Genomic DNA, 25,412 nt, shown 5'->3' on the forward strand with positions numbered 1-25,412 from the left:
TGATTTGGTTTGTTTTTTCCAATAAACATTCTAACCAAATTAACCTACGTATTTACGAGTAGGAGCTAGTTTCGTTCATGATAACTCGGCGCTACAGCGCCTGCGGGGTCTCCCCTGCCCCGTCCTCCCGCAGGAGTCTCGCGCCTTCCGCTCCAATCATCAAGGAGCTTTAACTTAGCCATTTTTTTATAAAAAAATTTCATTCTTTTTTCCTGCTCGGCTACAATAAAGTTATGTGTACATATCTTGTTAATGAAAAGGAGGAAATGTGAATGGCTGCAAACATAAATACCAATGAACTTATTGAAAAAACAGAGAAATATGGCGCTAAAAATTATCATCCCCTGCCAATCGTCATCTCGCGTGCCGAAGGAGTTTGGGTGGAGGATCCTGAAGGAAACAAATACATGGACATGCTTAGTGCTTATTCGGCAGTTAATCAAGGCCACCGGCATCCGAAAATTATTCAGGCATTAAAGGAACAAGCGGACAAGGTGACATTAACTTCCCGTGCCTTTCATAACGACCAGCTTGGTCCATGGTATGAAAAGGTAAGTGAATTAACCAATAAAGAAATGGTTCTGCCTATGAACACAGGAGCAGAGGCAGTTGAAACAGCTGTTAAGGCAGCACGCCGCTGGAGCTATGATGTAAAGGGAGTAGCGGAAGACCAAGCGGAAATAATCGGCTGTATTGGGAATTTTCATGGACGGACGATGACAGCAGTTTCACTATCGTCTGATGCGGAGTACAAACGAGGGTTTGGCCCAATGCTCCCGGGAATTAAGCTTGTGCCATATGGTGATTTAGAAGCAATAAAGCAAGCCATTACGCCAAATACAGCTGCCTTTTTAATCGAACCGATTCAAGGAGAAGCAGGCATCGTTATTCCGCCGCAAGGTTTTATGAAGGCTGCTTATGAGCTGTGTAAAGCAAACAATGTCTTGTTTATCGCGGATGAAATTCAGGCCGGTTTAGCAAGAACAGGTAAAATGTTTGCCTGTGAGTGGGAAGGTATTGAACCTGACATGTATATTCTCGGAAAAGCTCTCGGAGGCGGAGTGTTTCCGATCTCTTGTGTTGTTGCTAATAAGGAGATTTTAGGAGTCTTTAATCCAGGCTCCCACGGATCTACCTTTGGAGGAAATCCGATGGCATGTGCTGTCTCAATTGCCGCGCTTGATGTCCTTGTTGATGAAAAGTTAGCTGAAAAATCCTTGGAGCTTGGTGAATACTTTTTAGGCAAACTTAAGGAAATTAAGAATCCGAATATTAAAGAAGTTCGCGGACGCGGTTTGTTTATTGGGGTGGAATTAACGGAACCGGCCCGAAAATATTGTGAACAATTAAAAGAACAGGGACTGTTGTGCAAGGAAACACACGATACAGTCATTCGATTTGCCCCGCCGCTCGTAATTACGAAAGATGAATTGGATTGGGCTATTGAAAGAATCATGAAAGTATTAGGTTAAATTGGGATTTCTAGAGGTGCCAAAATGGGGAAATTTGATGAAGCAGGAAAAGAAAAAGAGACGTTAAACCTTCTTACATCAACACAAACTATTATTCATGATGCAATAATTGAACTAGGGTTTAATCAAGATATGTATCATTTGCTCAAAGAACCTCTAAAAACACTCCAAGTCAGGATCCCTGTTCGTATGGATGACGGCTCGACGAAAATATTTACTGGTTATAGAGCCCAGCATAATGACGCACTTGGTCCAACCATGGGCGGTGTCCGTTTTCATCATCAACTGAAAGAGGATGACATAAAAGCCTTATCAATGTGGATGAGTTTGAAATGCGGAATAGCAGATCTACCTTTCGGGGGAGGAAAGGGCGGCGTTATTTGCAATCCAAGGACGATGTCTTTTGGTGAACTGGAACGTTTAAGCCGTGGTTACGTAAGGGCTATAAGTCAAATTGTCGGACCAACTAAAGATATCCCCGCACCTGATATGTATACTAATTCGCAAATTATGTCTTGGATGATGGATGAATACAGCCGTCTCCGACAATTTGATTCTCCTGGTTTTATTACAGGGAAACCCCTTGTTCTTGGAGGGTCAGAAGGCCGCGAAAAAGCAGGGGCAAAGGGTGTCACTATTTGTATCGAAGAAGCGGTCAAGAGGAGTGGAATCAGGTTAAAGGGAGCGCGGGTGATTGTTCAAGGATTCGGTAATGCCGGGAGCTTCATCGCTAAATTAATGCACGAGGCTGGGGCCTATATCGTAGGGATTTCTGATGTATATGGCGCCCTTTATGATCCAGATGGGTTAAATATTGAGTATTTACTTAGCAGGCGTGATAGTTTTGGTACAGTTACCACCTTGTTCGAAGGTGCCATTTCCAATCAGGAACTGCTGGAGCAAGATTGTGATATTTTAGTTCCAGCAGCGACTTCCAATCAAATTACCGTAGAAAATGCGGGGAACATAAAAGCAAAGCTAATTGTAGAAGCAGCCAATGGCCCTACATCGCTTGAGGCAACCAAGGTTCTAACGGAGCGTGGGGTTTTAATTGTCCCTGATGTCCTGGCAGGTGCTGGCGGTGTAACGGTTTCCTATTTCGAGTGGGTTCAAAATAAACAGGGCTATTATTGGAGTCCAGAGGAAATAACCGAAAAATTACGGAATAGAATCGTCAAGTCATTTAATGAAATATACGACCTCGCGCAAAACAGGCAAATAAATATGCGCTTAGCTGCCTATATCGTTGGCATAAGAAAAATGGCCGAAGCCTCAATATATAGAGGGTGGATCTAAATTTTCCTTGCAATCTTTGTGGGTGCAAGGGAATTTTTTTGCAAAAAACTTTTATATCAATAATAATGGAATGTGAAAAGGATGGTGTTAATTTTGGATAATTTTACATTTTGGAATCCCACTGTTTTAATTTTTGGGAGAGATCAGGTTGAACAATTAAAAACACAGGTTTCTCGCTTTGGAAAAAAGGTGCTTCTCGTGTATGGCGGCGGCAGTATCAAGCGAAACGGCTTATATGAAAAGGTGACTGCCCTTTTAGATGAAATCGGGGCTGAAGTTTATGAGCTATCAGGTGTAGAACCCAATCCTCGCCTTACAACTGCCCAAAAAGGGATTGAAATCTGTAAAAAAGAAGGCATTGAATTCCTGTTGGCGGTGGGCGGCGGAAGCGTAATCGACTGCACCAAATTGATTGCTGCCGGTGCAAAATATGATGGAGATGCCTGGGATTTGGTAACAAGAAAAGCAGTTGCGAAGGATGCTCTTCCATTTGGGACTGTTTTGACGCTGGCTGCTACGGGTTCGGAAATGAATGCCGGTTCGGTTATTACCAATTGGGAAACAAATGAAAAATATGGCTGGGGAAGTCCTGTGACGTTCCCTAAATTTTCAATTTTAGATCCTGTTAACACTTTTACTGTTCCACGTGATCAAACCATATATGGAATAGTTGATATGATGTCACATGTTTTGGAGCATTATTTTCATCTTGAAGAAAATACAGATTTTCAGGACCGTATGTGTGAAGGCTTGCTGATGACTGTCATGGAAACAGCGCCGAAATTGCTCGCTGAGTTAGAAAATTATGAACACCGGGCTACGGTACTTTACTGCGGAACAATGGCCTTAAATGGTATTTTAAACATGGGATACCGCGGCGATTGGGCGACACATAATCTTGAACATGCGGTTTCAGCTGTTTATGATATCCCTCATGGCGGCGGGCTGGCGATTTTGTTCCCGCACTGGATGGAGCATAATCTCTCAGTCAAACCGGAACGCTTTAAAAAGTTGGCGGTAAGGGTGTTTGGTGTTAATCCGGAAGGAAAAAGTGACGAGGAAACAGGACTTGAAGGAATTAGAAAACTTCGTGAATTCTGGAGCAGCATTGGTGCCCCAGCTCGGTTAGCTGATTATGATATTGATGACAGCAAGCTTGAAATTATGGCAGACAAAGCCATGGTGTATGGGGAGTTTGGAAACTTTAAAAAGCTAAATCGTGAAGATACACTAGCAATTTACCGCGCATCATTATAAATTCAAGAACTCGGGCACTCGGTGTCCGAGTTTTTTAGGAATATGAATATCATTCGACAAAATCTACGAAAACGCAAAAAAATTATCGAAAATGGGTACGCTTACATGAGGGGAACTAGCTTGATAATCCGTCAGTCATTCGTTAAAGTGATTATTGAAAATAAAATTATGGAGGATCATTCATGACACACGTTCGTTTTGATTACTCAAAAGCATTAACCTTTTTTGGAGAACATGAACTTACATACTTGCGGGATGCCGTAAAAGTTGCCCACCATTCGCTGCATGAGCAAACAGGTGCGGGCAGTGACTTTTTAGGCTGGATTGAGCTTCCAACTAACTATGATAAAGAAGAATTTTCCCGTATCCAAAAATCAGCCGAAAAAATTAAAGCTGATTCAGACGTTCTTCTTGTCATTGGAATTGGTGGTTCTTACCTGGGTGCAAGAGCAGCGATAGAAATGCTCCAGCACAGTTTTTATAATTCGCTTCCAAAAGATAAGCGGACTACCCCGCAAATCATTTTTGTTGGAAACAATATTAGTTCTACATACATGAGGGATGTAATGGATCTCCTTGATGGTAAAGATTTCTCCATAAATGTTATTTCTAAGTCTGGAACAACAACAGAACCGGCGATTGCTTTCCGTCTTTTCCGAAAGCTTCTTGAAGAAAAATATGGACAAGAGGAATCACGTAAAAGAATTTATGCGACTACAGATAAAGCAAGAGGTGCTTTAAAAACATTATCAAATGAAGAAGGCTACGAAACCTTTGTCATTCCAGATGATGTCGGCGGCCGTTACTCCGTTTTAACTGCAGTTGGTTTACTTCCAATTGCTGTAAGCGGTGCAAACATTGAAAAAATGATGGAAGGAGCTGCCAAAGCACAGGAGGATTTTGGTCATTCCGAGCTTGAAGACAATGCCGCCTACCAATATGCTGCCGTTCGAAATGCTCTTTATAATAAGGGAAAAACGATTGAAATGCTGATTAACTATGAGCCGGGACTTCAGTATTTCTCAGAGTGGTGGAAACAGCTTTTTGGCGAAAGTGAAGGAAAAGACCAAAAAGGAATTTTTCCATCTTCGGCAAACTTCTCAACAGATCTTCACTCACTTGGTCAATATGTCCAAGAAGGCCGCCGCGATTTATTTGAAACGATTATTCAGGTTGAAAAACCCCGTCATGAGCTTTCCATTGAAGAAATGGAAAATGACCTGGATGGCCTTAATTACTTAGCAGGCAAAACGATTGATTTTGTCAACAACAAGGCGTTTGAAGGCACGATGCTTGCTCATACAGACGGCGGTGTACCGAATCTGATTGTAACCATTCCATCTTTAGATGAGTATACATTCGGCTATCTGGTCTATTTCTTTGAAAAAGCTTGTGCCATGAGTGGATACCTGCTTGGAGTCAATCCATTTGACCAGCCTGGGGTTGAAGCTTATAAAGTCAATATGTTTGCATTACTGGGTAAACCAGGATATGAAGAGAAAAAAGCAGAACTTGAAAAACGCTTGAAATAAATAAAGGTTCTATTCAATTTTTTTGCGATAATAGCCTAAATAAAAAAGTGCTGATTGGATTTACACAATCAGCACTTTTTTTAGTGAAATTGGAGAAACTAACAGTAATGTCTAAAAGGGGGTAAATTTAAAATGATTGAATTACCATCGAAAGTAGAAGGGAAACAATTTGATTTATACAAGCTTGAACAAAAATTAAAACCTATCGGATATTCGATTGGCGGCAATTGGGATTATGATCACGGAGCATTCGACTATAAAATCAATGATGATGATAGTTATGAGTTCCTGCGCTTGCCATTTAAAGCTGTGGACGGCCAGCTAGATGCCAGAAATTGTACAGTTCAATTAGAAAGACCATTTCTGTTATCACATGTTTATGAATCAGGACTTGATCAACTAGGATCTTCAGGAGGAGGTACATTTAACCAATTCCAAGATCCTGTTGATAAGGATGCCAGTTTTCCAGAACAATATATCGAAACCGGAAAATCGCTAGTTCAGGAACTAGAGTCGTTGCTGTTAAACGATTAGCATTATTTAAAAGTTAACAACTGGTCTTTTTCTTCAATTTTTAACGAGTGGGAGGGGTTAAGCATGGTATCCTCCCCTCTTTTGATTCCGATTAAAAGAAAGCCTTTGCTGAAAAGCTCCTGACACAGCTCCGTAAAGGTCTTTCCAATATCTGTATCCGTTACTGAAGAGGAAGATAATCGACTTTCCTGCAGCTGATGAATTACGTTAGATAAGAGCCCATCACCATTGGAATGAAGGCTGTTCACCATAAAAACGCTGGTAAGCTTATTTGATTGAATAACTTCGTCAGCACCTGCTCTAATCGCATTAATCACTTGTTCAGCGGTTAATATTTCAACGATGCATTTAACCTTTGAGCATAGCCCTTTAATCGTTAATAAGGTTAAAATACTATTCATATCTGCCTGCAGTTCATCATTTCCTCGGTCGGCAGTGATTAAAACCTTTTCTGCCTTTTCGATATCACTTTTAATGATCGTTTCATCTACATGACCTTTTCCTTGAATAAAATGAACAAATTTTGATTTTACCGGATTCGTTTCAAGTGTTTCATCGATTAAGACAATCATTTGTGGAAAATTAGTATTGGTCAGCTTGCTGATTAATTCTTTGGAGCGTTCATTCCAGCCAATGATAATGATGTGGTTTTCACCTTTAAAAGGAATTCTTCCTTCTGAAAAGGCATCTTGCTTTGTAACCGCTGCAGCTGCGAGTGTTCCAAAATAGGAAGAAACAAAACCAACCCCCAGTAAGATTAAAAATAACGCAGTTAATCTGCCCATTAATGAATGAGGTACATAATCTCCATACCCCACCGTGGAAGCTGTGATAATAGCCCACCAAATTCCATCAAAAATAGTTGGAAAGGTTTCTGGTTCTAATAGATGAATCGATACTCCAAAGGTAAGAAAAACAAGCAGGGCAATCAGTAAAATCCTTACTAGAAGCGGCATTCGTAAAAAGCTTATATAAACCCTATTTGGCACAACAAACACCTCTTTTCTACTAAGTAATATTATGGACGAAATTTGAGGTTCTCATAATCCTATCTAGTAATTTATAAAAAAACACTAATATGTATGGAAGGGTTTTTTATAGGAATAAATTCCATCAAATTTGTAAAATTTAAACGAAAGTGACCATTTATTTCAAGATTTATGAGGTGTATAAGGTGCTGATTGAAAGAAAAAAGGAGCGAAGATATATCCTCTTTGCCTTGATTGTTCTTGCCGTCTATCTTTCCCCGCTGTTTATTCTTCAAGAAAATGCCCATATTCGTGTCCATGATAATTTGGACTCTAATTTGGCATGGTATAAGGTTTTAGCAAGAAGCGGCGAGATATTTGGCGATGTACAGGATCCTATCCCGCAAATCATTAATGGACTGCTGTCCAGAAATGCCTTCGGAACAGAATATAGCGTGATTGTTTGGTTATATGCTCTTCTTCCAACCATGGCAGCCTATGGGTTGAGTCAAGCTTTAACAAGGCTTGTGGCCTTTTTCGGGATGTATGTACTGTTAAAGGCGCATTTACTTCCCGGGGAAAAATGGCTTCCAATTCAAATAGTAACGGCTTTAGCTTTTGCTTTAACACCTTTTTGGCCGTCAGGGATGCTGAGTACGTTAGGGATGCCGCTCGCACTTTGGGCGTTCCTTAATTTTAGGAATCGAGAGGATACGTGGAAGGATTATTTAGTACTAACCTTATTACCCTTATACGCGAGTATTGTTTTAGGCTTTTTCTTTTTCTTAAGCGCCATGGGCATCTTCTGGCTTACAGACGTTGTTAGAAGAAAAGGCTGGAACCTGCGCTTTTTATTTGCCATTGTTTATATGACCTTTATTTTTATGCTAGTAGAATATCGCTTAGTTTATTCGTTTCTATTCACTACTGAGCCCAATAGCCGAGACGAATATTTCCATGCTCACCTGCCATTTTGGAGTGCCGTTCGGCTCTTTTTTAAAAATTACTTGCTAGGTCATACGCATGTTCTGACCATCCATACTTTATTTATTTTACCTGCTATGTTTATTGCCTTTTATTTTGTTTTTATGAAAAAGCTTTGGAAACAGGAAAGAATTTTTGTGTTTTTATTTGTATTAAATATTTTGTTGTCCGCTTGGTATGCCTTTTGGTTTTATGAGGGCTGGCTTCCTTTGACAAAGAGATTCCATTTTATGGATACGTTTAATTTTGCCCGCTATCATTTTTTGAGGCCGCTTGTGATTTATGCCAGTTTTGCCCTCGCCTTAAAGATTATTTCACTGCAGGGATTTTCCTGGAGGAATACGGCGAAATGGTTTGCTATTATGCAAATTGTCTTTTTAGGATTATTTAATGATGAAATCATTTATCAACAAAAACCAACTGTAAAGGAATTCTATGCAGTAGATTTATTTGGGAAAATTAAAGAGCATATTGCTCTGCCTCAAGAAAAATATCGGGTAGCCAGCATCGGAATCCATCCAGCAATCTCCCAATACAACGGATTCTACACACTGGATACCTATAATAATTTTTATCCCTTAAGCTATAAGCATCAATTTAGGAAAATAATTGAAAAAGAGTTAGCAAAAAATAAAACGGTGCGAACGTATTACGATCAATGGGGCGGGCGCTGCTATCTGTTTACGGCTCAGCTCGGAAAAAGATATATGATCAAAAAGGATTCGAAACGGCATTTGAAAAAACTAGAGTTAAATACTGATGTTTTTAAAGAAATGGGCGGCCGTTACATATTCTCTGCTATCCCAATCGATAATGCCGAGCAAAATCAGTTACAGCTAGACAAAGTGTTCGAATCGAAGAAATCTGCCTGGAAAATTTATTTATATAAGATATTGTAGACATCGGGGGTATATAACAGATGATGGAACCAGTTCTTACGATTGTGGTGCCGTGCTATAACGAAGAAGAGGTATTGCCGGAGACAATAATGAAGCTTAGTCAGCTGCTTCAGGAGCTAATGGGCGATGAGCTTGTTTCAAAGCAAAGCAAAATATTATTTGTCGATGACGGAAGTAAGGATCGTACGTGGGAAATGATTTACAAAGAAGGGTTAAAAAACGACCATGTGAGGGGCTTAAAATTAGCACGCAATGTTGGACATCAAAACGCATTATTGGCTGGTTTATTTACTGCTAAGGAACTTTCTGATTGTGTCGTTTCCATTGATGCTGATTTACAAGATGATATTCAGGTTATACGTGATTTTATGTTGAAATTCCATGAAGGCTGTGAAATTGTTTACGGTGTTCGAAAAGGCCGTGATACAGATACCTTTTTTAAACGAAGCACGGCACAGGGATTTTATAAAATCATGAAAATACTCGGTGTCGATCTTATTTACAACCATGCGGATTTCCGGTTAATGAGCAAAAGGGCTTTGCATGAGCTGGAGCGATTTAAAGAGGTTAATCTGTTTTTAAGGGGAATTGTCCCGCTTCTCGGCTTTCGAACTGACGTGGTCTATTATGACCGCCTAGAAAGGCAGGCCGGGGAAACAAAGTATCCGTTAAAGAAAATGTTGGCCTTCGCGTTTGATGGAATTACGTCCTTTTCAATCTCTCCGATTCGTTTTGTTTTAATGATTGGCTTTGTCTCATTCTTTATGAGCCTTGTTTTTGGAGGCTACTTTTTAACGTTAAAATTTTGGGGGAATACTGAAACAGGCTGGACATCAATGATTACATCCATTTGGTTAATTGGCGGTTTGCAGTTAATTGCCATCGGTTTAATTGGAGAATATGTTGGGAAAATCTATAAAGAAACAAAGCAGCGCCCCAAGTATATCATTGATATTGATTCTTTTAATTTGCCTTTGCCAAGGCATCGTATGCTTAACCAAACCGGTGAGGATGAGCTTTATAACCTTGATTTTAGAAAAATAGCTGAATCCAATAAATAGTTTTTGTGTAAAGAGTTTACCTGATGAAGGGAGCTCTTTTTATTTTTTTGTCGTACAACCTCCTGGCCTTGAATAAAAATGGATAGACAGGCTTTTACTTAGGGTGGGGGGAGATTTTTATGAATATATTTTTAAGCTATATCCTATTAGGATTGTCTCTAGCTGCTCCCATTGGTCCAATAAATGCAGCCCAAATTGACAGGGGAATTAGAAATGGCTTTATGCACTCATGGCTGATTGGTGTAGGGGCAGTGGTTGCAGATGGGATTTATATGGTGGTTGTTTACATAGGTGTGGTCAAATATCTTGAAACATCCTTTATGCAAACTTTCCTATGGTTTTTTGGAGCCTTTGTATTAATCTACACAGGGGTTGAAACGATTTTAAAGGCAGGAAAGATACACTTACAGGATTCAAGAGGGACGGAGCCGCTCATAAAATCGTTCCTCTCTGGTTTTTTTATGTCGATTTCCAATCCATTAACGATTCTTTTTTGGCTGGGTATTTATGGATCTGTACTCGCAAAAACAGCTTCAGTTTATGATACCACTCGATTGGTATTTTACAGCAGTGCTATTTTTATTGGGCTTTTGTTATGGGATATTACAATGGCAGGGGTTTCTAGCAGCTTCCGAACATTTGTCACCTCACGTTTACTCATCATGATTTCACTTCTGTCGGGTTTTTCTTTAGTAGGCTTTGGCGTGTATTTTGGTATTCAAGCATGTAAAATCCTATTTTAAATCACAAAAAACTGGCATGAATTATTGCCAGTTTTTTGTGATTTGTTTTTATGCGGTAGGCCAAGGTTTAAGCACTTTCTTCTTATGCTTATTCCACTTAAGGTTCATCATTAAGGTAATGGCTCCAATGACCCCGAGAAAGGCTAAACTAATAAAAAAGCCTGGACGGCTTGTCTCATGGAAAATCGTCCCGCTGACGGCTATTAAAATTAAGATTGTGCCGAGGGTATATTTCATTTTGTCCTTTACTTTTAATTCAAGAATTTTTCTTGAGGAGGCCAGGATAAATATCCAGTTATATAGAAGCATTAAGCCGGCCGCCGTTGTAATATACTCATAGACTCGATTGGGCATTAATAAAGCAGATACTACTGAAGCAGTGATACCGACCATGGTAAGGAGCAGTGTCGGAATTGGTACCTTTAATTTTCCTTGCCTAGAAAAGCTTTTCGGTGCATCACCTTCTTCACCCAGGGTAACAAGAACGCTTGTTACTCCATAAAGAGAAGCAACCATTGTAGAGAATCCTGCTATGATTAAGGCACCATTGAAAATATGAGGAACAAATGAAAGATGATAGGCATCTAAAGCAACAACAAATGGACTTTCCTTTGTATTAAAGTTCTGCCAGGATACCATCATGACCGCCAGTCCAATAGATAGAATATAAATAAGCATCAGAGTAAACAGCATAACTCTTCCTGCCTTAGGTGCTTCCTTAGGGTCCTTCAAATTTGTCGCCATTAGTCCCAATATCTCAATCCCGCCAAAGGCGTAAAAAGCAAAAATAACGGAAGACCATAAGCCTTTTATCCCATGTGGGAGAATATCATTTCGGCTCCTTGGATATTGAATTGGGCGGTCTCCATCAATTACTCCGAAAATGGCTAAACAGGCAATAATGATAAACATTATTATCGCAGCTATTTTTAGCAGTGCCAAAATGTTTTCCAGCTTGTTCAATACATTTACTCCGATTAATAATACGACAAGTCCAAGAATGGCGTAGCCGGCAGCGAACAGCCATAATGGAACTTTTGGAAACCAAAAACGTGAAAAAATGGAAAGAGCAGTCATTTGGCTTCCCATAATTAACACTTCAGAGCACCAGTATACCCATCCGCTGCTGAAGCCGGCCCATCTCCCGTAAGCTTTTTTTGCATAAGATCGAAAACCGCCTTTGAGGGGCTCTTTCGACGTCATTTTTGAAAGAGCATCAAAGACGAAATAAGTACTAATGGCTGCAATGATAAATGCTATTAAAATGGATGGTCCTGTCATTTTAATGGCTAAGCTCGATCCTAAGAAAAATCCTGTACCTATCGTACAGCCTACTCCAAATAAAGAGAGATGCCACCACTTCATACCGTTTTTCTCCTCAGCCCCTGACTTTGATTTGCCCATATAACTTCTCCTTTTTTATAATCTTCGTCCAGTGGCACCTGGTGATTTATCGGTATCCTTTTGATTATTATATTCTTCATCATTAAGTCCTGGTTTTTGGTTATGGGCTCCCCCTAAATACTGTGCCTCATGCTCACGTTGGACTTTTTGAAATTTATTAAAATTTTCATTTACCATCAAATCTCCTCATTTCTTATCAGGTATCTTTTTTAAGATATACGTCATGTTCATTCTTATTCAAATTCTTAAAGTTATCATAGTTAGGTTTTTGATGGAATTAAATTTTTGTTACATAATCAACCGCCTAACAAATGAAAATATAGGATATAGACAATTGCGCTTTTCGATGAAAGGGGTTTAACATATGCTATCGACACAGCAATTAGCTGAGTTACGTCTGCAACTATTACAGGAAAAAAGTGAAGTAGAGGAACATTTACAACAGAATGACCACTTTGGTTTAGAAAGAGGCCACGCACATGAATCGGTGGGGGAGCTGTCCAGCTATGATAACCACCCCGCAGATGAAGGAACAGAGTTATATGAGCGTGAAAAGGATATAGCTTTAAATGAGCATTATGGATTGCAGCTACAAAATATTAATCACGCCTTAGAGGCTATGGAAAATGGAACATATGGGAAATGTGAAGTTTGCGGCAAGGACATTCCGCTAGAACGCCTGCAGGTCTTGCCTAATACCACTTATTGTATTGAACACAGTCCGGATCAAATTGTTTCTCACAACCGCCCAGTTGAAGAAGGGGTATTGATGCCGCCTTGGGGGAAATTTGATATGGATGAAAAGAATGAGAATGTGGCCTTCGATGCAGAAGATTCCTGGCAAACTGTTGCCCAGTGGGGAACGAGCGAGACTCCTTCTGATTTAGCCTTTTCGGAGGATAATTACCATGATATCTACGCTGAATCTGATGAAAATATCAGCTATGTCGAGGACTATGAGAATTTTGTTGGAAATGATATGTATGGAAAAAATATTACGGTATACCCAAATGCCCAGCATGAACAATATGAGGATGCACTTGATCAAGAAGGGATCATGACAAGCTTTGGGGATCTGCCGGCATTTGAACATGACCCGTATGTAGATGATGATAAATGAGTAAGTAAAAAAGAAAACAGCTTTCTAAAAGAGAGCTGTTTTCTCTGATTATTGCTTAACTTTGTTCTGATTCATTCTCATTTCCGGTCGTAACGTCGCCTTCCGCGTACACATCACTTACTTGCTCATGTGTAGTGGCAAGTCCAGATGAAATCTGATCTTTTTCTTGATAATAGCTTGGATGATAGAAGCTCCCGGCAACTTCTTTGTCCGGATTGGCTTTCTGTTTCTGCTTGTCCATCATGTTATCCTCCTTTTGAATATGATACAACGGTATTTTTTTCTTTTTTAAAGCGGATTACTCCTAAAAAATTTTTAAGCTAAGGAAGTGCTTACGATGAAGAATAAAGACAAATTACCAAACCGAGAAGATTTAGACCAAGCCTTTCATTATCTCCACGACCAGATAAACAGGATTTCCGTTATCGAAGAAGTTGAAATGATGAAAGAAGATGAAGGATATAAAGAGTAAACTGGATGGAAATTTGCCTTAATCCAAATTAGGTTGAAAGGGGCAAGAATTTTTCTCTAGACCCAACAAGGTTGTGTTTGCTATGATTTCTAGAGGCATTTCAAAGGTGGTTTAATATGGTAATAAGAGAAACGTTGGCAAAAAAAGTGGCTTGGATTAGTGTAATCAGTAATATTGTTCTTACACTAGGAAAGATCATCATTGGCTTGTATGGAAACAGTGATGCTGTATTTGCAGATGGGATTCATTCTGCCGCCGATGTTTTCGCGTCTATCATTGTTTTATTGGTCATTAAAATTGCCAATAAACCCGCGGATAAAGAACATCCCTATGGACACGGAAAGGCCGAAGTCATTGTCTCTGGTATTGTAGGAATTTTACTCTTTCTTGTCTCCATTTATGTTGTTTATGAAGGAATAAGCGGTTTTTTTCACAAGGTGGAATCACCTAGCTTGTTGGCCATGTGGGTCGCCCTATTTTCATATATAATGAAGATCATTTTATATCGCAGTTCATTAAAAGCAGCCAAGCAGCACAACAGTAAGGCCATTGAAGCCATAGCTTTTGACCATAAAGCCGATATTGTTGCTTCCATTGCTGCAGCAATTGGTGTTCTCATCTCTATTTTAGGAGAACGATTCGATCTTCATTTACTCCTTTATGGAGATAAAGCTGCTAGTATTTTTGTCGCCTATTTAATTTTTAAAATTTCAAAGGAAATGCTGACAGAGGCGTTTGATATTCTTCTGGAGCGGAACATTAGCACGGAGACGATTCAAGAATACACTAAAATAATTAATGATTTTCCTGACGTTAGGCGGATTGACCGAATTCGCGCAAGAGAGCATGGCCATTATATATTGGTGGATTTGCGTATCTCCATTGATTATTATAAGACAATCAAAGAGGGGCATGATCTGGCTAAATCCATTAAACAAAAGCTAATGAAAAGTTATGATAACATCGATGAAGTTTTAATTCATTTAAACCCTTATTTTCCGGAAGATAATTAATTTCCAAAAAAAAACATCTTTGTACTTTGGACCATTTGGGTTTATGATAGGATAGGATATAAAAAGATCGAAGGAGTTGATATTTTTGAGTTATTCCGTTGACCCGGACCCAAGTAGGCGAGGGGAAGTCAATGTTATTTTTGAATTGATTGAATTGATTATCAAGAATATCAACTCTAGAATTGGATGTTGGCTTCCTCGAACAAAGTGAGTGAGGAGGTTTTGCCATGCTGGAAATGTTTAAAAGCACCGATGCGCGGGTGCTGGAAAAAGTGGATTCTATTTCCAAAGGCTGCTGGATCAATATCTATGCCCCAACACCCGAGGAAATTGCAAAGGTATCAAATGATGCCCAAGTAGATATCGATATTATAAAAGACGCACTGGATGATGAAGAGCGTCCGAGGATTGAACGTGATGATGGCCGGGTATATATCATTGTTGACTTTCCCTATATTATCCATGATGAAACAGGTCTTGCTGTTTATGAAACAATACCAATTGGGATTATTTTAACAGAGGATAATATTATTACTGTTTCCCTAAAGGATTCCCCAATTATAGAGGAATTCCGAAAAAATCGCGTCAAAGAATTTTTTACGTTTAAAAAGACGCGCTTCGCTTTGCAGATTCTATTTGTAATCTCTTCGTATTATCTTCGGTACCTAAAGCAAATCAATAAGAAAACAAATGAAATAGAACGCGAAGTACATCAATCATTGAAAAATAAAGAACTATATGCCTTTTTAGCTTTAGAGAAAAGTTTGGTTTACTTTACGACATCTTTAAAATCAAATAAAGTCGTTCTTGATAAGATCCTGCGGTTTAACTATTTAAAAATGTACGAGGAAGACAAGGATTTATTAGAAGACGTGATGATTGAAAAAACACAGGCAATAGAAATGGCGGAAACGTATCGTTCGATCTTGAGCGGGATGATGAATGCTTTTGCATCGATCATTTCAAATAACCTGAACATTGTGATGAAGTTTTTAACTTCAATTACAATCATCTTGTCATTCCCAACGATGGTAGCCAGCTTTTACGGAATGAATGTAGATATTCCATTCCAGCATGCTACACATTCCTATGCGATCCCGTTAGTGATCTCTGCCTTTTTAACTAGTTTAACAGCGTTTATTTTTTGGAAAAAGAAATATTTCTAGATTACCAGCCATTCAATTGGCTGGTTTTTTTATTTTCAATGATAAAATTTCCCTATTTTTTATTAATTGAAAAAAATAATCTCTTTCTTCCTAATATTTTTAAAGGAAAATTAAAAATTTTCCCAATATTCACAGATGATAGATTGTTATTTTATAAGAAATTTAACAATAGGCTAGAACATCAGCAGAACGACTGTAATCCAAAGGGAGAAGGGAGTTTTTGAATGAAAAAAGGGAAAATTCTTGGGGCTGCCGTAATGAGTGCGCTCATGGGGATTTCGATGTTCGCAACGGCCGCATTCGGACAGCAAACGACCAGTCAGGAATCCTATCGTGTCTTGATTCAAGGTCCGTCCGCGGATAAAGCAAAAGCTAAGGCAAGCTATGGAGCTCGCTGGGAGTTTGAAGGGCAAGGATTTACAACAACGGTAAACGCTCAGCAATACCAGGCTCTTTTGAAAAATAAAAATTTAAAGATTGAAAGGCTTCCAGAGCTTCAGCTTGGAGTAAACCAGGATGCAGCATCGAAACTAGCAGCAACAGCTGTTCTTAGTGATCGAACACCATGGGGAATTCAGGCAATCTATAATGACCCTAATATAGCGTCGACTTCAGGTGGCAGTGGAATAAAGGTTGCGGTGCTAGATACTGGTGTTTATAAAACCCATTCAGATCTTGCCGCGAATGTCGAACAATGTAAAGATTTTTCTCAAATAAAATCGCCTCTAGTTGAGGGAAGCTGTGCTGATGGAAATGGCCATGGTACACACGTTTCTGGCACAATCCTTGCCAATGGCGGAAGCGGACAGGGGATTTACGGAGTAGCTCCGGATGCCAAACTATGGTCTTATAAGGTATTAAACAACCGCGGAACAGGTTATTCGGATGATATTGCAGCAGCTATTCGCAAAGCAGCTGATGAGTCTGTTCGAACAGGGTCACATGTCATTATTTCGATGTCTCTTGGTTCGAGCTCAAAGGATTCACTTATTTCGAGTGCTGTTGATTATGCCTATGGAAAGGGCGTCCTTGTTGTCGCAGCTGCTGGAAACGACGGTCCAGGAACGAATACCATCGGCTATCCAGGTGCATTAGTAAATGCTGTCGCTGTAGCAGCCTTAGAAAATGTTCAGCAAAATGGCACCTATCGTGTGGCAGATTTCTCTTCACGAGGCAATCCGGCTACAGCAGGTGACTATATCATTCAAGAGCGGGATGTTGAGGTTTCGGCACCTGGCAGGGCAATTGAATCAACCTGGAATGACGGCGCCTATAATACGATAAGTGGTACATCGATGGCTACTCCGCACGTATCGGGTCTTGCTGCAAAGATCTGGGCTGCAAATCCATCTTGGTCAAATGTCCAACTGCGAACAGAACTGCAAAATCGCGCAAAAGCAAATGATATTAAAGGAGGTACAGGAGCGGGTATAGGTGATGATTATGCATCAGGCTTCGGATTCCCTCGAGTAAGGTAATGGATATGGGCCATCGTGATCTTATGTTCGGATGGCCTTTTGAAGTATTGCTTATTTTTTAAAAAATCAGAAAAATAACTGTATACAGGGTGACATTTCATGTAAAATAGTGTAAAAAGGAAGGCAAGCTAGGTGGTTATATGGAATTTGGAGCCCTGATTAAATTCTATCGTACACAAAAAGGAATGACCCAAGCAGAGCTTGCTAAAGGAATCTGCTCTGTTCCCCATTTAAGTAAGATCGAAAACAACTCGAAGGAAGCAAATGAGGAAACGATTTCCCTTTTACTTGAACGGCTGGAAATCGGACTGGAGGAAATGGACGAGAAAGAGGGCTTAATCCAAACTTTATTGGGGCAGCTTGGGGAAAAAATCAATTATTATTTAAAAGATAAAATCGATGAAATCTATCAAAAACTTCAGGAAATGGAGCATATCATCCCATTTTCAAAGTTTATTCATACTTATGAATTATACAAGTACCGATATCTATTATTTAAAGGATTTTTGGCCGAGGCCGAAAGCCAAAAGGATTTATTATTTAAACAAAAGAAAAATTTTTCCCAACATGAAGCGTATTTATTTCGCTACTTTAATGCGGTATGTTTAATTATGAAGGGACAATATAAAGCTGCAGATGAATTACTCGAGGCATTACACAATGAACCAAGTAATGAAACGCAGAATGCTGAATTTTTTTATCATCGCGCTTTTGTAAAAGGTTCTCTTGAACAGTCTGGCCATGCCATTCATTTTGGCAAAATGGCGCTTCAGCTGTTTATGAATGAGCATAATTTTTTCCGGATCCTCCATACGCTTATGATGTTAGGGATTAATTATACGCAATCAAATATTTATGAGGAAGCGGAGGATTGTTTCAAGCACTTTATCCGTAATGCCGAATTATTAAAACAGGATAAGCTTCTTCCGCAAATTTATCACAATATGGGCTATCTGCAGAACAAAAAAGGCAATCAGAAGGAAGCGCTTAAATATTACGAAAAAAGCTTGGCTCTTCAACCCATCAACAATCCGCATTACCTTGTAACCCTGTATTCAATTGGTGAAATCCAATACTTACTTCATGAAACTGCTAAAGCGAAAGAATGTTTTCAAGTAGTTAGTTCTGTGGCGAAGGAACTCGGGGTTAAAAAATATCGATTGCTGGCAGACTTTTATCTATTTCACATTGTCTCACCTGAAAAAGCGTTTAAATATTTGGAGTCAAAAGTGATTCCTTATCTTGAAGGGACAAATGAACACTATAATGACCTAACCAGTTTTTATAAAATGCTTTCAGGTTTCTATTGTGAACAAGGAATCTATATGGAGGCAGTTAAATATTTAAATAAAATTACATGAGGAGGAGCCATAATGAAAAAAGCTTTAATTTTAATATTCTCAGTTGTTTTACTAGTTTTATCGTCACCTGTGAGCAGTGCTAAACCTGTAAATGTAGCAGATGCTACTCCAACAGATCACCCAATCTACCCTCCAGTATAATTTTATATACTTAAGCCCCCTGTCCATCAGGGGGTTTTTATTTTGCGGAAAAGAGCGATACCCCGAAATGTCTTGTTAAAGAAAACGCCAATTTATTTGTCCCATTATAGGAATGAAACCAACGCAAATAAGGGTATCCTAATCATATGTGCCCGAAAAATTATGGAAGAGGATTGAGGATACGATGAAATCATTTGTTGTTGGTTTTCACCAAGAAGACAATGTAGATGCAATGCAAATTCAAAAATTAAGTAAAGAGGATTTTGATAAAGCAACCGAAGGCGGAACGCGGCATTTATTTGAACTTGATACCAACATTGGCTATTTTGTTTTTTTTGATGGAGAGGATGCTGACGGGCTGGTCTCATACATGGTGCTCCAATATGAAGAGGACAATGAGGAGCCAATCGCTTGTTATTCATTCCAGTTAAAGGATTTTTATGAATTTATGGCGCTCTATTTAAGTGATCTTGGATTTAGTGAGGAAATGGAAGAAGAGGATCAGGAATACGGCCCCATTCATCATCTTGCCCATCTTATGTTTCACATCGTTGAAGAAGGGCAGAGTCTTGAGGTATAAATGTGGAAATAATGAGAATAAACAAGCACCGGACCTAAGTGGCCCGGTGCTTATTTTGTTAGCTTTTCGCAGTTCCCTTTTTATTCACAATAACCCGGGCATTGCCCATGAAAAAGATCGTAATGGCTGCTAGTGCAATCGGGATTAATGTCAGCATGAAGGTATGCGTGATCGAATCCGACATTGCGTGGACAATTTTATCCAAGATAAAGCTAGGGATCTTCGAGCGCTCGCTAGCTTGGAAAATTTGTCGTGGATCCCCCATTTGGAAACCTTGTCCTCCTGCACCCTGCATGCCTTTAAACGCCTCTTTGAGCTTGTCCGTAAATAAGTTGTTTTGCAGCGAACCGAAGATTGTAACACCAAGCGTCATCCCAAAAGAACGCAGGAATGAATTCGTAGAGTTCGCTGTTCCGCGGAACTGCGGCTCTAAATTATGCATCGATGCCGTCGGTAATAACGAGAAAGAAAACCCTACACCGAAACCGACAAGAATCATATAAACGGTTAATAACCAGCGTGCGGTATCAACAGTCAAGGTTCCGAGGAGATACATGCCAACAACATATGAAATTATTGAAATAATCATCAAATTTCGATAAGAAGTTTTGGTTAAGAATATACCGCCAATCGAGCTTCCGGCTACAGATCCCAGCATCATTGGAGTCAAAATAAGCCCAGCATTCTTCGCGCTTCCCCCATAAACTGCCTGCACAAAAATGGGAATAAACACTGTTAAAATAATAAAAGTGCCGCCATATAAAAAGGCTAAGATTTGTGAAGTTGCAAACAACCGCCGCTTGAAAAGCCATAATGGCAAAATTGGTTCAGCTGCCTTTAATTCAGCAATGAAAAAGGCAACAAAAAAGACAAAAAAGCTCGCAAATAAGCCAATTATTTGGATGGAATCCCAGTCGTATTCTTTTCCACCCAATTCAAGTGCAAACATTAAGCTTACCACTGAAACAATGAGTGTAATTGCACCAGCCCAGTCAATTTTTTGCTTCGAGTGCTGCAGTGACTCATGATAATAACGAACGATTAATATAATCGAAACAATTCCAATCGGAACATTTACATAGAAAACCCAATGCCAGCTGATATAATCAGTTATATAGGCACCAAGCAACGGTCCTAAAACGCTGGATGCTCCAAATACGGCACCAAGCAAGCCCGTCATTTTACCGCGATTTTCTGGTGGGAAAATATCAAAAACAATCGTAAAAGCAATCGGCATAAGCGCTCCTCCGCCGATTCCCTGAATCGCTCGGTAAACACTTAACTGAACGATACTCTGGGCAATACCGCAGAGAGCGGACCCAATAAGGAAAACAACTAATCCGAAAATAAAAAAGCGTTTCCGTCCGTACATATCGGATAACTTACCGAAAATCGGCATACCCGCCATAACAGCAACCATATAGGCTGAGGTTACCCAAATAAATTTGTCAAGTCCGCCAAGGTCGGAAACAATAGTCCCCATTGCCGTTGCGACGATCGTGTTATCCATCGCTGCCATCAGGATCCCTAATAGTAAGCCTGCAACAACAGGTTTTATATTACTGTCTTTTTTTATCATAAAAATCTCCTTAAAATGGTCTTATAGGGTAATGGCTATAATTGCCAAGGGGCCTCCTCCTGAAGACTATTTTAACCGATGAGTGAAATAAAATAAATTTTAAACAATAAAAAAAATCCCCCTACCTGTAAGGGGGATTAAATCATTATTTTTTTAAAACATCGTGGTCAACGTAGCGTTCACCATTCATTTCACTAATAACGTTGATGGCTACCTTTGCACCGTCACCAGCCGTGATGATCGTGTGCATGCTGACACCTGCGATGGTCCCGGCTGCCCAAATTCCTTCAATATTTGTTTTCCCTTGAGCATCAACATCAAGGATTGTCTTAATTCTTGGTTCAGTTCCTGGCTTTGTAGTTAAGCCGACTTTTTCAGCAAGGTCAGCCATCAAACCAGTTGCAACAATGACATGCTTTGCTTCATATTCAGTTTGGTCAGTTTCTACTTTAAATCCACCGTCGGTTTTACTTACGTTTGTTACAGTAGCTGTAACTAGTTCTGCACCAAATTTGCTCGCCTGTTTTTTGCCGGTTTCAACAAGGTCTGGTCCAGAGATTTCTAAAACACCATAATGGTTTTCCATCCAGGCTCTCTTTGTCACGCTCTTATCATTATCGATTACCAGAGTTTTCTTGCCAGCTTTAGCTGTAAATAAGGCAGCACTAGCACCAGAAGGGCCTGCACCAATAACTACAACATCAAACATCTTCAAAACCTCCACTTTTTAAAGTTATTTCTTGTTTTATCGTAACGTAACAAAAAATGAAAGTAAAATGAATTGCTTGTTTGAGATATTGGGAAAACCAAGTGATGATAAGATTCTCTTGTATTATTTTTAACATCCATATACTGTAATGTTAAAGAGGTGATAGTTATGGCAGAAATTGTTCCGCTTGGTGATTTGGCCATTAGAGTTTCATTTGGGGATGAAATAAGTGAAGAAGCTGGCGTGATCAATGAAAACAGCTCTATTTAAAGTGATTAAGGCTGGGCTGCAAACAAGGGTTCAGGATCTGGGGAGATATGGGTATCAGCAATTTGGAATCAGTCCTTCGGGAGCTATGGATCCTTATTCAGTGCAAGTGGCTAATCTTCTTGTAGGGAACTCTACAAAAGAAGCTGTATTGGAGGCAACTATAATTGGCCCTGTTTTACAGGCATTAAGTGACTTGACCATAACAGTCTGCGGCGGGAATTTTTCTCCAAAGGTGGATGAACGAGAAGCTCCAATGTGGAAGAGTTTTTTAATTAAAAAGGGGCAAATTCTTTCATTAGGTTCATGTAAACAAGGTGCTAGGGCTTATATTGCTTTTTCAGGGGGAATAGATGTCCAGTGGTTTTAGGAAGTAGATCTACCTTTTTAAATGGTAGATTTGGTGGATTTGAGGGACGTTCCTTGCAAAAAGGAGATTTGTTATTTGGTAGTCCAGTGATATTTACAAAATCAGATTTTATTAAAGCATTTGTCGCGTGCTGCAAAATAAAAAGTCCTAATTTTTACAGTGATGAGGCCGAATCCTCAGCCGGGCAGGAAATTTGAAATAAAACTAATTATTTATTATTTACTAATAGTAGCCTATCAGGTAAAATGTATTTTGTATAATACATATAGAAATAGTAGGAATTAAAATGCATCACTAAAACTACTACTCTTGTTGTTATAAAAATATTAAGCATAGGGGGAAGAAAAATGGTTCGTAAAAATGTAAATATACTTGTAGCCATTTTACTCAGTATCTTATTAGTACTTGCAGGCTGTTCTTCAAAAACGAAGGATAATGCAAGCACTAAAGAAAAAGGTGATACTACAAATAAACCAGATACTTTTATTTATGGAATTGATGGAGATCCAGGTAACGCAGTAAACGTCATTTCAACAGGTGACCGTTATGGATTAATGGAAATTAAAACTATTTACTCTCCATTGTATATGTATAACGGAAAGGATAATGTTAAGTACTTCTTGGCCGAAAGCATGACTCCTTCAGAAGATTTCTTAACATATACAGCAAAATTAAGAAAAGATGTAAAATGGCATGATGGACAGCCATTTACGGCTGATGATGTTGTTTTCACGTATGAGCAAATGTTAAAAGAAGAAAATGGGGGCTGGGCAAGAAGTCAGCTGATCTTTAATAACCAACCAGTTAAAGTTGAAAAAGTTGATGACTATACAGTAAAATTCACGCTGCCAACTGTCAGCATGGGAGCAATGGAAGCTTTAGGCAATATTTTCATCATGCCGAAACATGTTTATGAAGGGGAAGCAAATATTGCTAACAGCCCTAAAAATGCCACTCCAGTTGGTACTGGTCCATACAAATTAAAAGAATATAAAGCAGGGGAAAGCGTCACGTTTGAAAAGAATGATGATTATTTCCTAGGTGCACCTAAAATTGCAAAAGTTGTTTACCGTATCATCATGGATCCAAATACTGCTACATTGGCACTACAAAAAGGGGAAATTAATGCCCTTGCGATCCAGCCATCCGATACAAGTAAGTTTAAAGGTAACGATAATGTTGCGATTAAACCATACGATGAAGGGCGAATCGGTTACTTAGCGTTTAACTTAAGCTCAAAAGCAGTACAATCAAAGGATGTAAGAACGGCAATAGCTTTCGGTTTGAATCGAGACGAAATCAATACAGCAAGCTATGTTTCAACTGATTATTCCAAGCCAGCCTATTCATTCTTACCAAAAAAAGCAACCTATTTCACTGACAATGTTGAAAAACATAAATTCGATACGAAAAAAGCAAAAGACCTACTGGCAAAAGCCGGAGCATCTAATTTAAAATTAAAACTAGCATTTACCGCCAATAATCCAATCCAGCAAAAACAAGCAGCTGTTATTCAACAAAACTTGAAAGCGGCAGGCGTTTCAGTTGAGTTAGTTGGTATGGATGCGACAGCTTTAAGCAAGAAGCTTCAAAGCGTCCAAACGGACTTTGATATGTATCTAAGCGGATATATCATGGGAATTGACCCAGATACCTTTAATTCCTTGTTTGTTACAAATGGTGAAGCAAACTACATGCACTATAGTAATCCTAAAGTGGATGAGTTATTTAATCAAGGCCGTGTAGAAAAAGATGATGCAAAACGTAAAGCTATTTATGAAGAAATTCAAAAGCTCATCATTGATGATGCTGCGTTCTATCCATTAACAGAGAACAAACGAATCCTTTCGATTGATTCAAGAATCAAAGGTATTGAGGAAGCTGCTTTAGTTCCGGTTTACACATTTGAAGATATGTCAAAGCTATCCTATTAAAAAAATAAAGGTTTTAGTAGATAAAGATAAACAGTTCGCTGTTTATCTTTATTTATTAAGACCAAAAGGAATAAAATGATGGAGTAGGATAGCGTAAGGAGTGAGATTATTTTTGTTAAAGTATATTTTGAAACGAATTTTACAGGCAATCCCTTTGCTTTTCATTATTTCGATTATTTGCTTTACACTCATCCAATTGGCTCCCTATGATGCAGTCGATGCGATGACAACACCAAACATGACGAAGAAAACAATCGACCTCATAAAAGCAAGATATGGCTTGGATCAGCCAGCCTATATGCAATACTTTTACTGGATAAAAGGAATATTGTCTGGCGAGTGGGGTTACTCAATCGTCACACATGAAAGTATTACCAATGATCTATCAGTAAGGATACCGAATACCATCCTGCTTGTTCTTCCTGCTTACATTCTTGCCTTACTATTATCTATCCTTCTTGGATTAATTGCTGGAGCGAATAAAGGGAAAGTAGCGGATAAAATCATTGATGGCTTAAGTTCGTTCGGGATTGCGATTCCAAGCTTTTGGATGGCAATGATTCTTGTGTTTATCTTTGGCTATCTTTTGGATATATTTCCAATCCTTGGGATGCACACGGTTGGGAATGAAGAGTCGTTCTCCGACCTGCTAAGTCATATGGTGCTACCATGTATGGTGTTAACGCTCTCTTTCATGCCGGAGCTTGTTCGATATGTCCGCTCCTCAACCATTGGGCAGCTTTCAGAAGATTATGTTATGGTCCAACAGGCATATGGGGCCGCTTCTAGTTGGATCTTATTTAAGCATGTCCTTAGAAATGTGCTGCTTCCAATCATTACGATTGTTGGGATGAGTCTTCCGATGCTTGTCACCGGAGCAGTCGTTACAGAAACAGTTTTTGGCTGGCCGGGAATTGGTACGTATTTTGTAAAAGCTATCCAAGGGTTTGATTACCCAGTTGTCATGGCAATCATGCTGCTGTCATCAAGCCTTGTAATTATCGGTAATTTAGTGTCCGACCTTTTATATTGCATCGTGGATCCGAGAATCAAGGGAATGGGGGAATAGAAC

At 39.3% G+C, this 25,412-nt stretch carries 25 protein-coding genes and 1 pseudogene; 19 read left to right on the plus strand and 7 right to left on the minus strand.

The genetic code is table 11. The features are described 5' to 3' along the window. Window positions 1-65: 65 nt before the first annotated feature. Entirely contained in the window at window positions 66-203 is a 138-nt protein-coding gene (locus PH210_RS23930; protein ID WP_289988894.1) for a hypothetical protein, read from the minus strand. 69 nt (window positions 204-272) lie between these two features. Between PH210_RS23930 and PH210_RS23935 the strand changes: the two genes are divergently transcribed. The 5 genes from PH210_RS23935 (at window position 273) to PH210_RS23955 (ending at window position 6,091) form a co-directional block, all read left to right on the plus strand. After that, on the plus strand, window positions 273-1,472 hold the full coding sequence (locus PH210_RS23935) for an ornithine--oxo-acid transaminase (RefSeq protein WP_289988895.1): 1,200 nt from the start codon (window positions 273-275) through the stop codon (window positions 1,470-1,472). A gap of 24 nt (window positions 1,473-1,496) precedes the next feature. After that, the gene (locus tag PH210_RS23940; protein ID WP_289988896.1) at window positions 1,497-2,768 is read left to right on the plus strand and encodes a Glu/Leu/Phe/Val family dehydrogenase; all 1,272 of its coding nucleotides are present in this window, start codon (window positions 1,497-1,499) and stop codon (window positions 2,766-2,768) included. A gap of 93 nt (window positions 2,769-2,861) precedes the next feature. Beyond that, entirely contained in the window at window positions 2,862-4,025 is a 1,164-nt protein-coding gene (locus tag PH210_RS23945; RefSeq protein ID WP_289988897.1) for an iron-containing alcohol dehydrogenase, read from the plus strand. Between the two features lie 182 nt (window positions 4,026-4,207). Continuing rightward, the gene (locus PH210_RS23950; protein ID WP_289988898.1) at window positions 4,208-5,557 is read left to right on the plus strand and encodes a glucose-6-phosphate isomerase; all 1,350 of its coding nucleotides are present in this window, start codon (window positions 4,208-4,210) and stop codon (window positions 5,555-5,557) included. Between the two features lie 132 nt (window positions 5,558-5,689). Beyond that, complete coding sequence (locus tag PH210_RS23955; RefSeq protein ID WP_223591863.1) at window positions 5,690-6,091, plus strand: YugN-like family protein; 402 nt, start codon at window positions 5,690-5,692, stop codon at window positions 6,089-6,091. Window positions 6,092-6,093: 2 nt separating this feature from the next. Here PH210_RS23955 and PH210_RS23960 read toward each other — a convergent pair whose 3' ends face one another. Further along, window positions 6,094-7,080, minus strand: a complete 987-nt coding sequence (locus PH210_RS23960; RefSeq protein ID WP_289988899.1) for a potassium channel family protein — start codon at window positions 7,078-7,080, stop codon at window positions 6,094-6,096. Window positions 7,081-7,265: 185 nt separating this feature from the next. On the opposite strand from PH210_RS23960, the gene PH210_RS23965 reads away from it, so the two are divergent. The 3 genes from PH210_RS23965 to PH210_RS23975 all read left to right on the plus strand — a co-directional run bounded on the left by PH210_RS23965 (window position 7,266) and on the right by PH210_RS23975 (window position 10,746). Next, window positions 7,266-8,942, plus strand: coding sequence for a DUF6044 family protein (locus tag PH210_RS23965; protein WP_289988900.1), 1,677 nt, complete (start codon window positions 7,266-7,268; stop codon window positions 8,940-8,942). A gap of 20 nt (window positions 8,943-8,962) precedes the next feature. Continuing rightward, a complete protein-coding gene (locus tag PH210_RS23970; RefSeq protein ID WP_289988901.1) occupies window positions 8,963-10,003 on the plus strand; it encodes a glycosyltransferase family 2 protein in 1,041 nt (346 codons plus the stop codon). A gap of 119 nt (window positions 10,004-10,122) precedes the next feature. Continuing rightward, entirely contained in the window at window positions 10,123-10,746 is a 624-nt protein-coding gene (locus tag PH210_RS23975) for a LysE family translocator (protein WP_289988902.1), read from the plus strand. Between the two features lie 48 nt (window positions 10,747-10,794). Here the strand turns inward: PH210_RS23975 and PH210_RS23980 are convergent, their stop codons facing one another. Further along, on the minus strand, window positions 10,795-12,150 hold the full coding sequence (locus tag PH210_RS23980) for an amino acid permease (RefSeq protein WP_289988903.1): 1,356 nt from the start codon (window positions 12,148-12,150) through the stop codon (window positions 10,795-10,797). A 15-nt stretch (window positions 12,151-12,165) separates the two neighbouring features. Beyond that, window positions 12,166-12,327, minus strand: coding sequence for a hypothetical protein (locus PH210_RS23985; RefSeq protein WP_289988904.1), 162 nt, complete (start codon window positions 12,325-12,327; stop codon window positions 12,166-12,168). 187 nt (window positions 12,328-12,514) lie between these two features. Here PH210_RS23985 and PH210_RS23990 point away from each other — a divergent pair, with 187 nt between their 5' ends. After that, window positions 12,515-13,270: a yteA family sporulation protein gene (locus PH210_RS23990; protein ID WP_289988905.1), complete on the plus strand. Its 756-nt coding sequence runs from the start codon at window positions 12,515-12,517 to the stop codon at window positions 13,268-13,270. A gap of 55 nt (window positions 13,271-13,325) precedes the next feature. Here the strand turns inward: PH210_RS23990 and PH210_RS23995 are convergent, their stop codons facing one another. Then, window positions 13,326-13,511, minus strand: coding sequence for a YozQ family protein (locus tag PH210_RS23995; protein WP_289988906.1), 186 nt, complete (start codon window positions 13,509-13,511; stop codon window positions 13,326-13,328). A 96-nt stretch (window positions 13,512-13,607) separates the two neighbouring features. Here PH210_RS23995 and PH210_RS24000 point away from each other — a divergent pair, with 96 nt between their 5' ends. The 7 genes from PH210_RS24000 to PH210_RS24030 all read left to right on the plus strand — a co-directional run bounded on the left by PH210_RS24000 (window position 13,608) and on the right by PH210_RS24030 (window position 19,481). Beyond that, window positions 13,608-13,742 carry a hypothetical protein gene (locus PH210_RS24000; RefSeq protein WP_289988907.1) on the plus strand — a complete coding sequence of 45 codons (135 nt, stop codon included), beginning with the start codon at window positions 13,608-13,610 and terminating at the stop codon, window positions 13,740-13,742. A gap of 116 nt (window positions 13,743-13,858) precedes the next feature. Continuing rightward, a complete protein-coding gene (locus PH210_RS24005; RefSeq protein WP_289988908.1) occupies window positions 13,859-14,755 on the plus strand; it encodes a cation diffusion facilitator family transporter in 897 nt (298 codons plus the stop codon). 227 nt (window positions 14,756-14,982) lie between these two features. Further along, a complete protein-coding gene (locus PH210_RS24010) occupies window positions 14,983-15,921 on the plus strand; it encodes a magnesium transporter CorA family protein (protein ID WP_289988909.1) in 939 nt (312 codons plus the stop codon). 224 nt (window positions 15,922-16,145) lie between these two features. Next, window positions 16,146-17,399, plus strand: coding sequence for a S8 family peptidase (locus tag PH210_RS24015; RefSeq protein ID WP_289988910.1), 1,254 nt, complete (start codon window positions 16,146-16,148; stop codon window positions 17,397-17,399). A gap of 140 nt (window positions 17,400-17,539) precedes the next feature. Then, on the plus strand, window positions 17,540-18,760 hold the full coding sequence (locus PH210_RS24020; protein ID WP_289988911.1) for a tetratricopeptide repeat protein: 1,221 nt from the start codon (window positions 17,540-17,542) through the stop codon (window positions 18,758-18,760). Between the two features lie 12 nt (window positions 18,761-18,772). Then, window positions 18,773-18,901: a hypothetical protein gene (locus PH210_RS24025; protein ID WP_289988912.1), complete on the plus strand. Its 129-nt coding sequence runs from the start codon at window positions 18,773-18,775 to the stop codon at window positions 18,899-18,901. A gap of 184 nt (window positions 18,902-19,085) precedes the next feature. Beyond that, window positions 19,086-19,481: a cytosolic protein gene (locus PH210_RS24030; RefSeq protein WP_289988913.1), complete on the plus strand. Its 396-nt coding sequence runs from the start codon at window positions 19,086-19,088 to the stop codon at window positions 19,479-19,481. A 58-nt stretch (window positions 19,482-19,539) separates the two neighbouring features. Here the strand turns inward: PH210_RS24030 and PH210_RS24035 are convergent, their stop codons facing one another. Both PH210_RS24035 and PH210_RS24040 read right to left on the minus strand, forming a co-directional pair. Continuing rightward, window positions 19,540-21,060, minus strand: a complete 1,521-nt coding sequence (locus PH210_RS24035) for an MDR family MFS transporter (protein WP_289988914.1) — start codon at window positions 21,058-21,060, stop codon at window positions 19,540-19,542. Between the two features lie 145 nt (window positions 21,061-21,205). Continuing rightward, window positions 21,206-21,769, minus strand: coding sequence for an NAD(P)/FAD-dependent oxidoreductase (locus PH210_RS24040; RefSeq protein WP_289988915.1), 564 nt, complete (start codon window positions 21,767-21,769; stop codon window positions 21,206-21,208). A gap of 355 nt (window positions 21,770-22,124) precedes the next feature. On the opposite strand from PH210_RS24040, the pseudogene PH210_RS24045 reads away from it, so the two are divergent. The 3 genes and pseudogenes from PH210_RS24045 to PH210_RS24055 all read left to right on the plus strand — a co-directional run bounded on the left by PH210_RS24045 (window position 22,125) and on the right by PH210_RS24055 (window position 25,409). Continuing rightward, window positions 22,125-22,603, plus strand: a pseudogene (locus tag PH210_RS24045) (5-oxoprolinase subunit C family protein). Between the two features lie 150 nt (window positions 22,604-22,753). Then, a complete protein-coding gene (locus PH210_RS24050) occupies window positions 22,754-24,340 on the plus strand; it encodes an ABC transporter substrate-binding protein (RefSeq protein ID WP_289988916.1) in 1,587 nt (528 codons plus the stop codon). Between the two features lie 112 nt (window positions 24,341-24,452). Beyond that, on the plus strand, window positions 24,453-25,409 hold the full coding sequence (locus PH210_RS24055; protein ID WP_289988917.1) for an ABC transporter permease: 957 nt from the start codon (window positions 24,453-24,455) through the stop codon (window positions 25,407-25,409). The last annotated feature ends 3 nt before the right edge of the window (window positions 25,410-25,412 follow it).

The sequence above is a fragment of the Paenibacillus sp. BSR1-1 genome (assembly GCF_030403775.1).
Taxonomy (GTDB): Bacteria; Bacillota; Bacilli; order Bacillales; family Cytobacillaceae; genus Neobacillus.

What these genes read in the sequence shown, in the direction of transcription:
- PH210_RS23930 (WP_289988894.1), bottom strand. Translation starts at nt 203, where the DNA reads ATGAAATTTTTTTATAAAAAAATGGCTAAGTTAAAGCTCCTTGATGAT.
- PH210_RS23935 (WP_289988895.1), top strand. Translation starts at nt 273, where the DNA reads ATGGCTGCAAACATAAATACCAATGAACTTATTGAAAAAACAGAGAAA.
- PH210_RS23940 (WP_289988896.1), top strand. Translation starts at nt 1,497, where the DNA reads ATGGGGAAATTTGATGAAGCAGGAAAAGAAAAAGAGACGTTAAACCTT.
- PH210_RS23950 (WP_289988898.1), top strand. Translation starts at nt 4,208, where the DNA reads ATGACACACGTTCGTTTTGATTACTCAAAAGCATTAACCTTTTTTGGA.
- PH210_RS23955 (WP_223591863.1), top strand. Translation starts at nt 5,690, where the DNA reads ATGATTGAATTACCATCGAAAGTAGAAGGGAAACAATTTGATTTATAC.
- PH210_RS23970 (WP_289988901.1), top strand. Translation starts at nt 8,963, where the DNA reads ATGATGGAACCAGTTCTTACGATTGTGGTGCCGTGCTATAACGAAGAA.
- PH210_RS23975 (WP_289988902.1), top strand. Translation starts at nt 10,123, where the DNA reads ATGAATATATTTTTAAGCTATATCCTATTAGGATTGTCTCTAGCTGCT.
- PH210_RS23980 (WP_289988903.1), bottom strand. Translation starts at nt 12,150, where the DNA reads ATGGGCAAATCAAAGTCAGGGGCTGAGGAGAAAAACGGTATGAAGTGG.
- PH210_RS23985 (WP_289988904.1), bottom strand. Translation starts at nt 12,327, where the DNA reads ATGGTAAATGAAAATTTTAATAAATTTCAAAAAGTCCAACGTGAGCAT.
- PH210_RS23990 (WP_289988905.1), top strand. Translation starts at nt 12,515, where the DNA reads ATGCTATCGACACAGCAATTAGCTGAGTTACGTCTGCAACTATTACAG.
- PH210_RS23995 (WP_289988906.1), bottom strand. Translation starts at nt 13,511, where the DNA reads ATGGACAAGCAGAAACAGAAAGCCAATCCGGACAAAGAAGTTGCCGGG.
- PH210_RS24000 (WP_289988907.1), top strand. Translation starts at nt 13,608, where the DNA reads ATGAAGAATAAAGACAAATTACCAAACCGAGAAGATTTAGACCAAGCC.
- PH210_RS24005 (WP_289988908.1), top strand. Translation starts at nt 13,859, where the DNA reads ATGGTAATAAGAGAAACGTTGGCAAAAAAAGTGGCTTGGATTAGTGTA.
- PH210_RS24010 (WP_289988909.1), top strand. Translation starts at nt 14,983, where the DNA reads ATGCTGGAAATGTTTAAAAGCACCGATGCGCGGGTGCTGGAAAAAGTG.
- PH210_RS24015 (WP_289988910.1), top strand. Translation starts at nt 16,146, where the DNA reads ATGAAAAAAGGGAAAATTCTTGGGGCTGCCGTAATGAGTGCGCTCATG.
- PH210_RS24020 (WP_289988911.1), top strand. Translation starts at nt 17,540, where the DNA reads ATGGAATTTGGAGCCCTGATTAAATTCTATCGTACACAAAAAGGAATG.
- PH210_RS24025 (WP_289988912.1), top strand. Translation starts at nt 18,773, where the DNA reads ATGAAAAAAGCTTTAATTTTAATATTCTCAGTTGTTTTACTAGTTTTA.
- PH210_RS24030 (WP_289988913.1), top strand. Translation starts at nt 19,086, where the DNA reads ATGAAATCATTTGTTGTTGGTTTTCACCAAGAAGACAATGTAGATGCA.
- PH210_RS24035 (WP_289988914.1), bottom strand. Translation starts at nt 21,060, where the DNA reads ATGATAAAAAAAGACAGTAATATAAAACCTGTTGTTGCAGGCTTACTA.
- PH210_RS24040 (WP_289988915.1), bottom strand. Translation starts at nt 21,769, where the DNA reads ATGTTTGATGTTGTAGTTATTGGTGCAGGCCCTTCTGGTGCTAGTGCT.
- PH210_RS24050 (WP_289988916.1), top strand. Translation starts at nt 22,754, where the DNA reads ATGGTTCGTAAAAATGTAAATATACTTGTAGCCATTTTACTCAGTATC.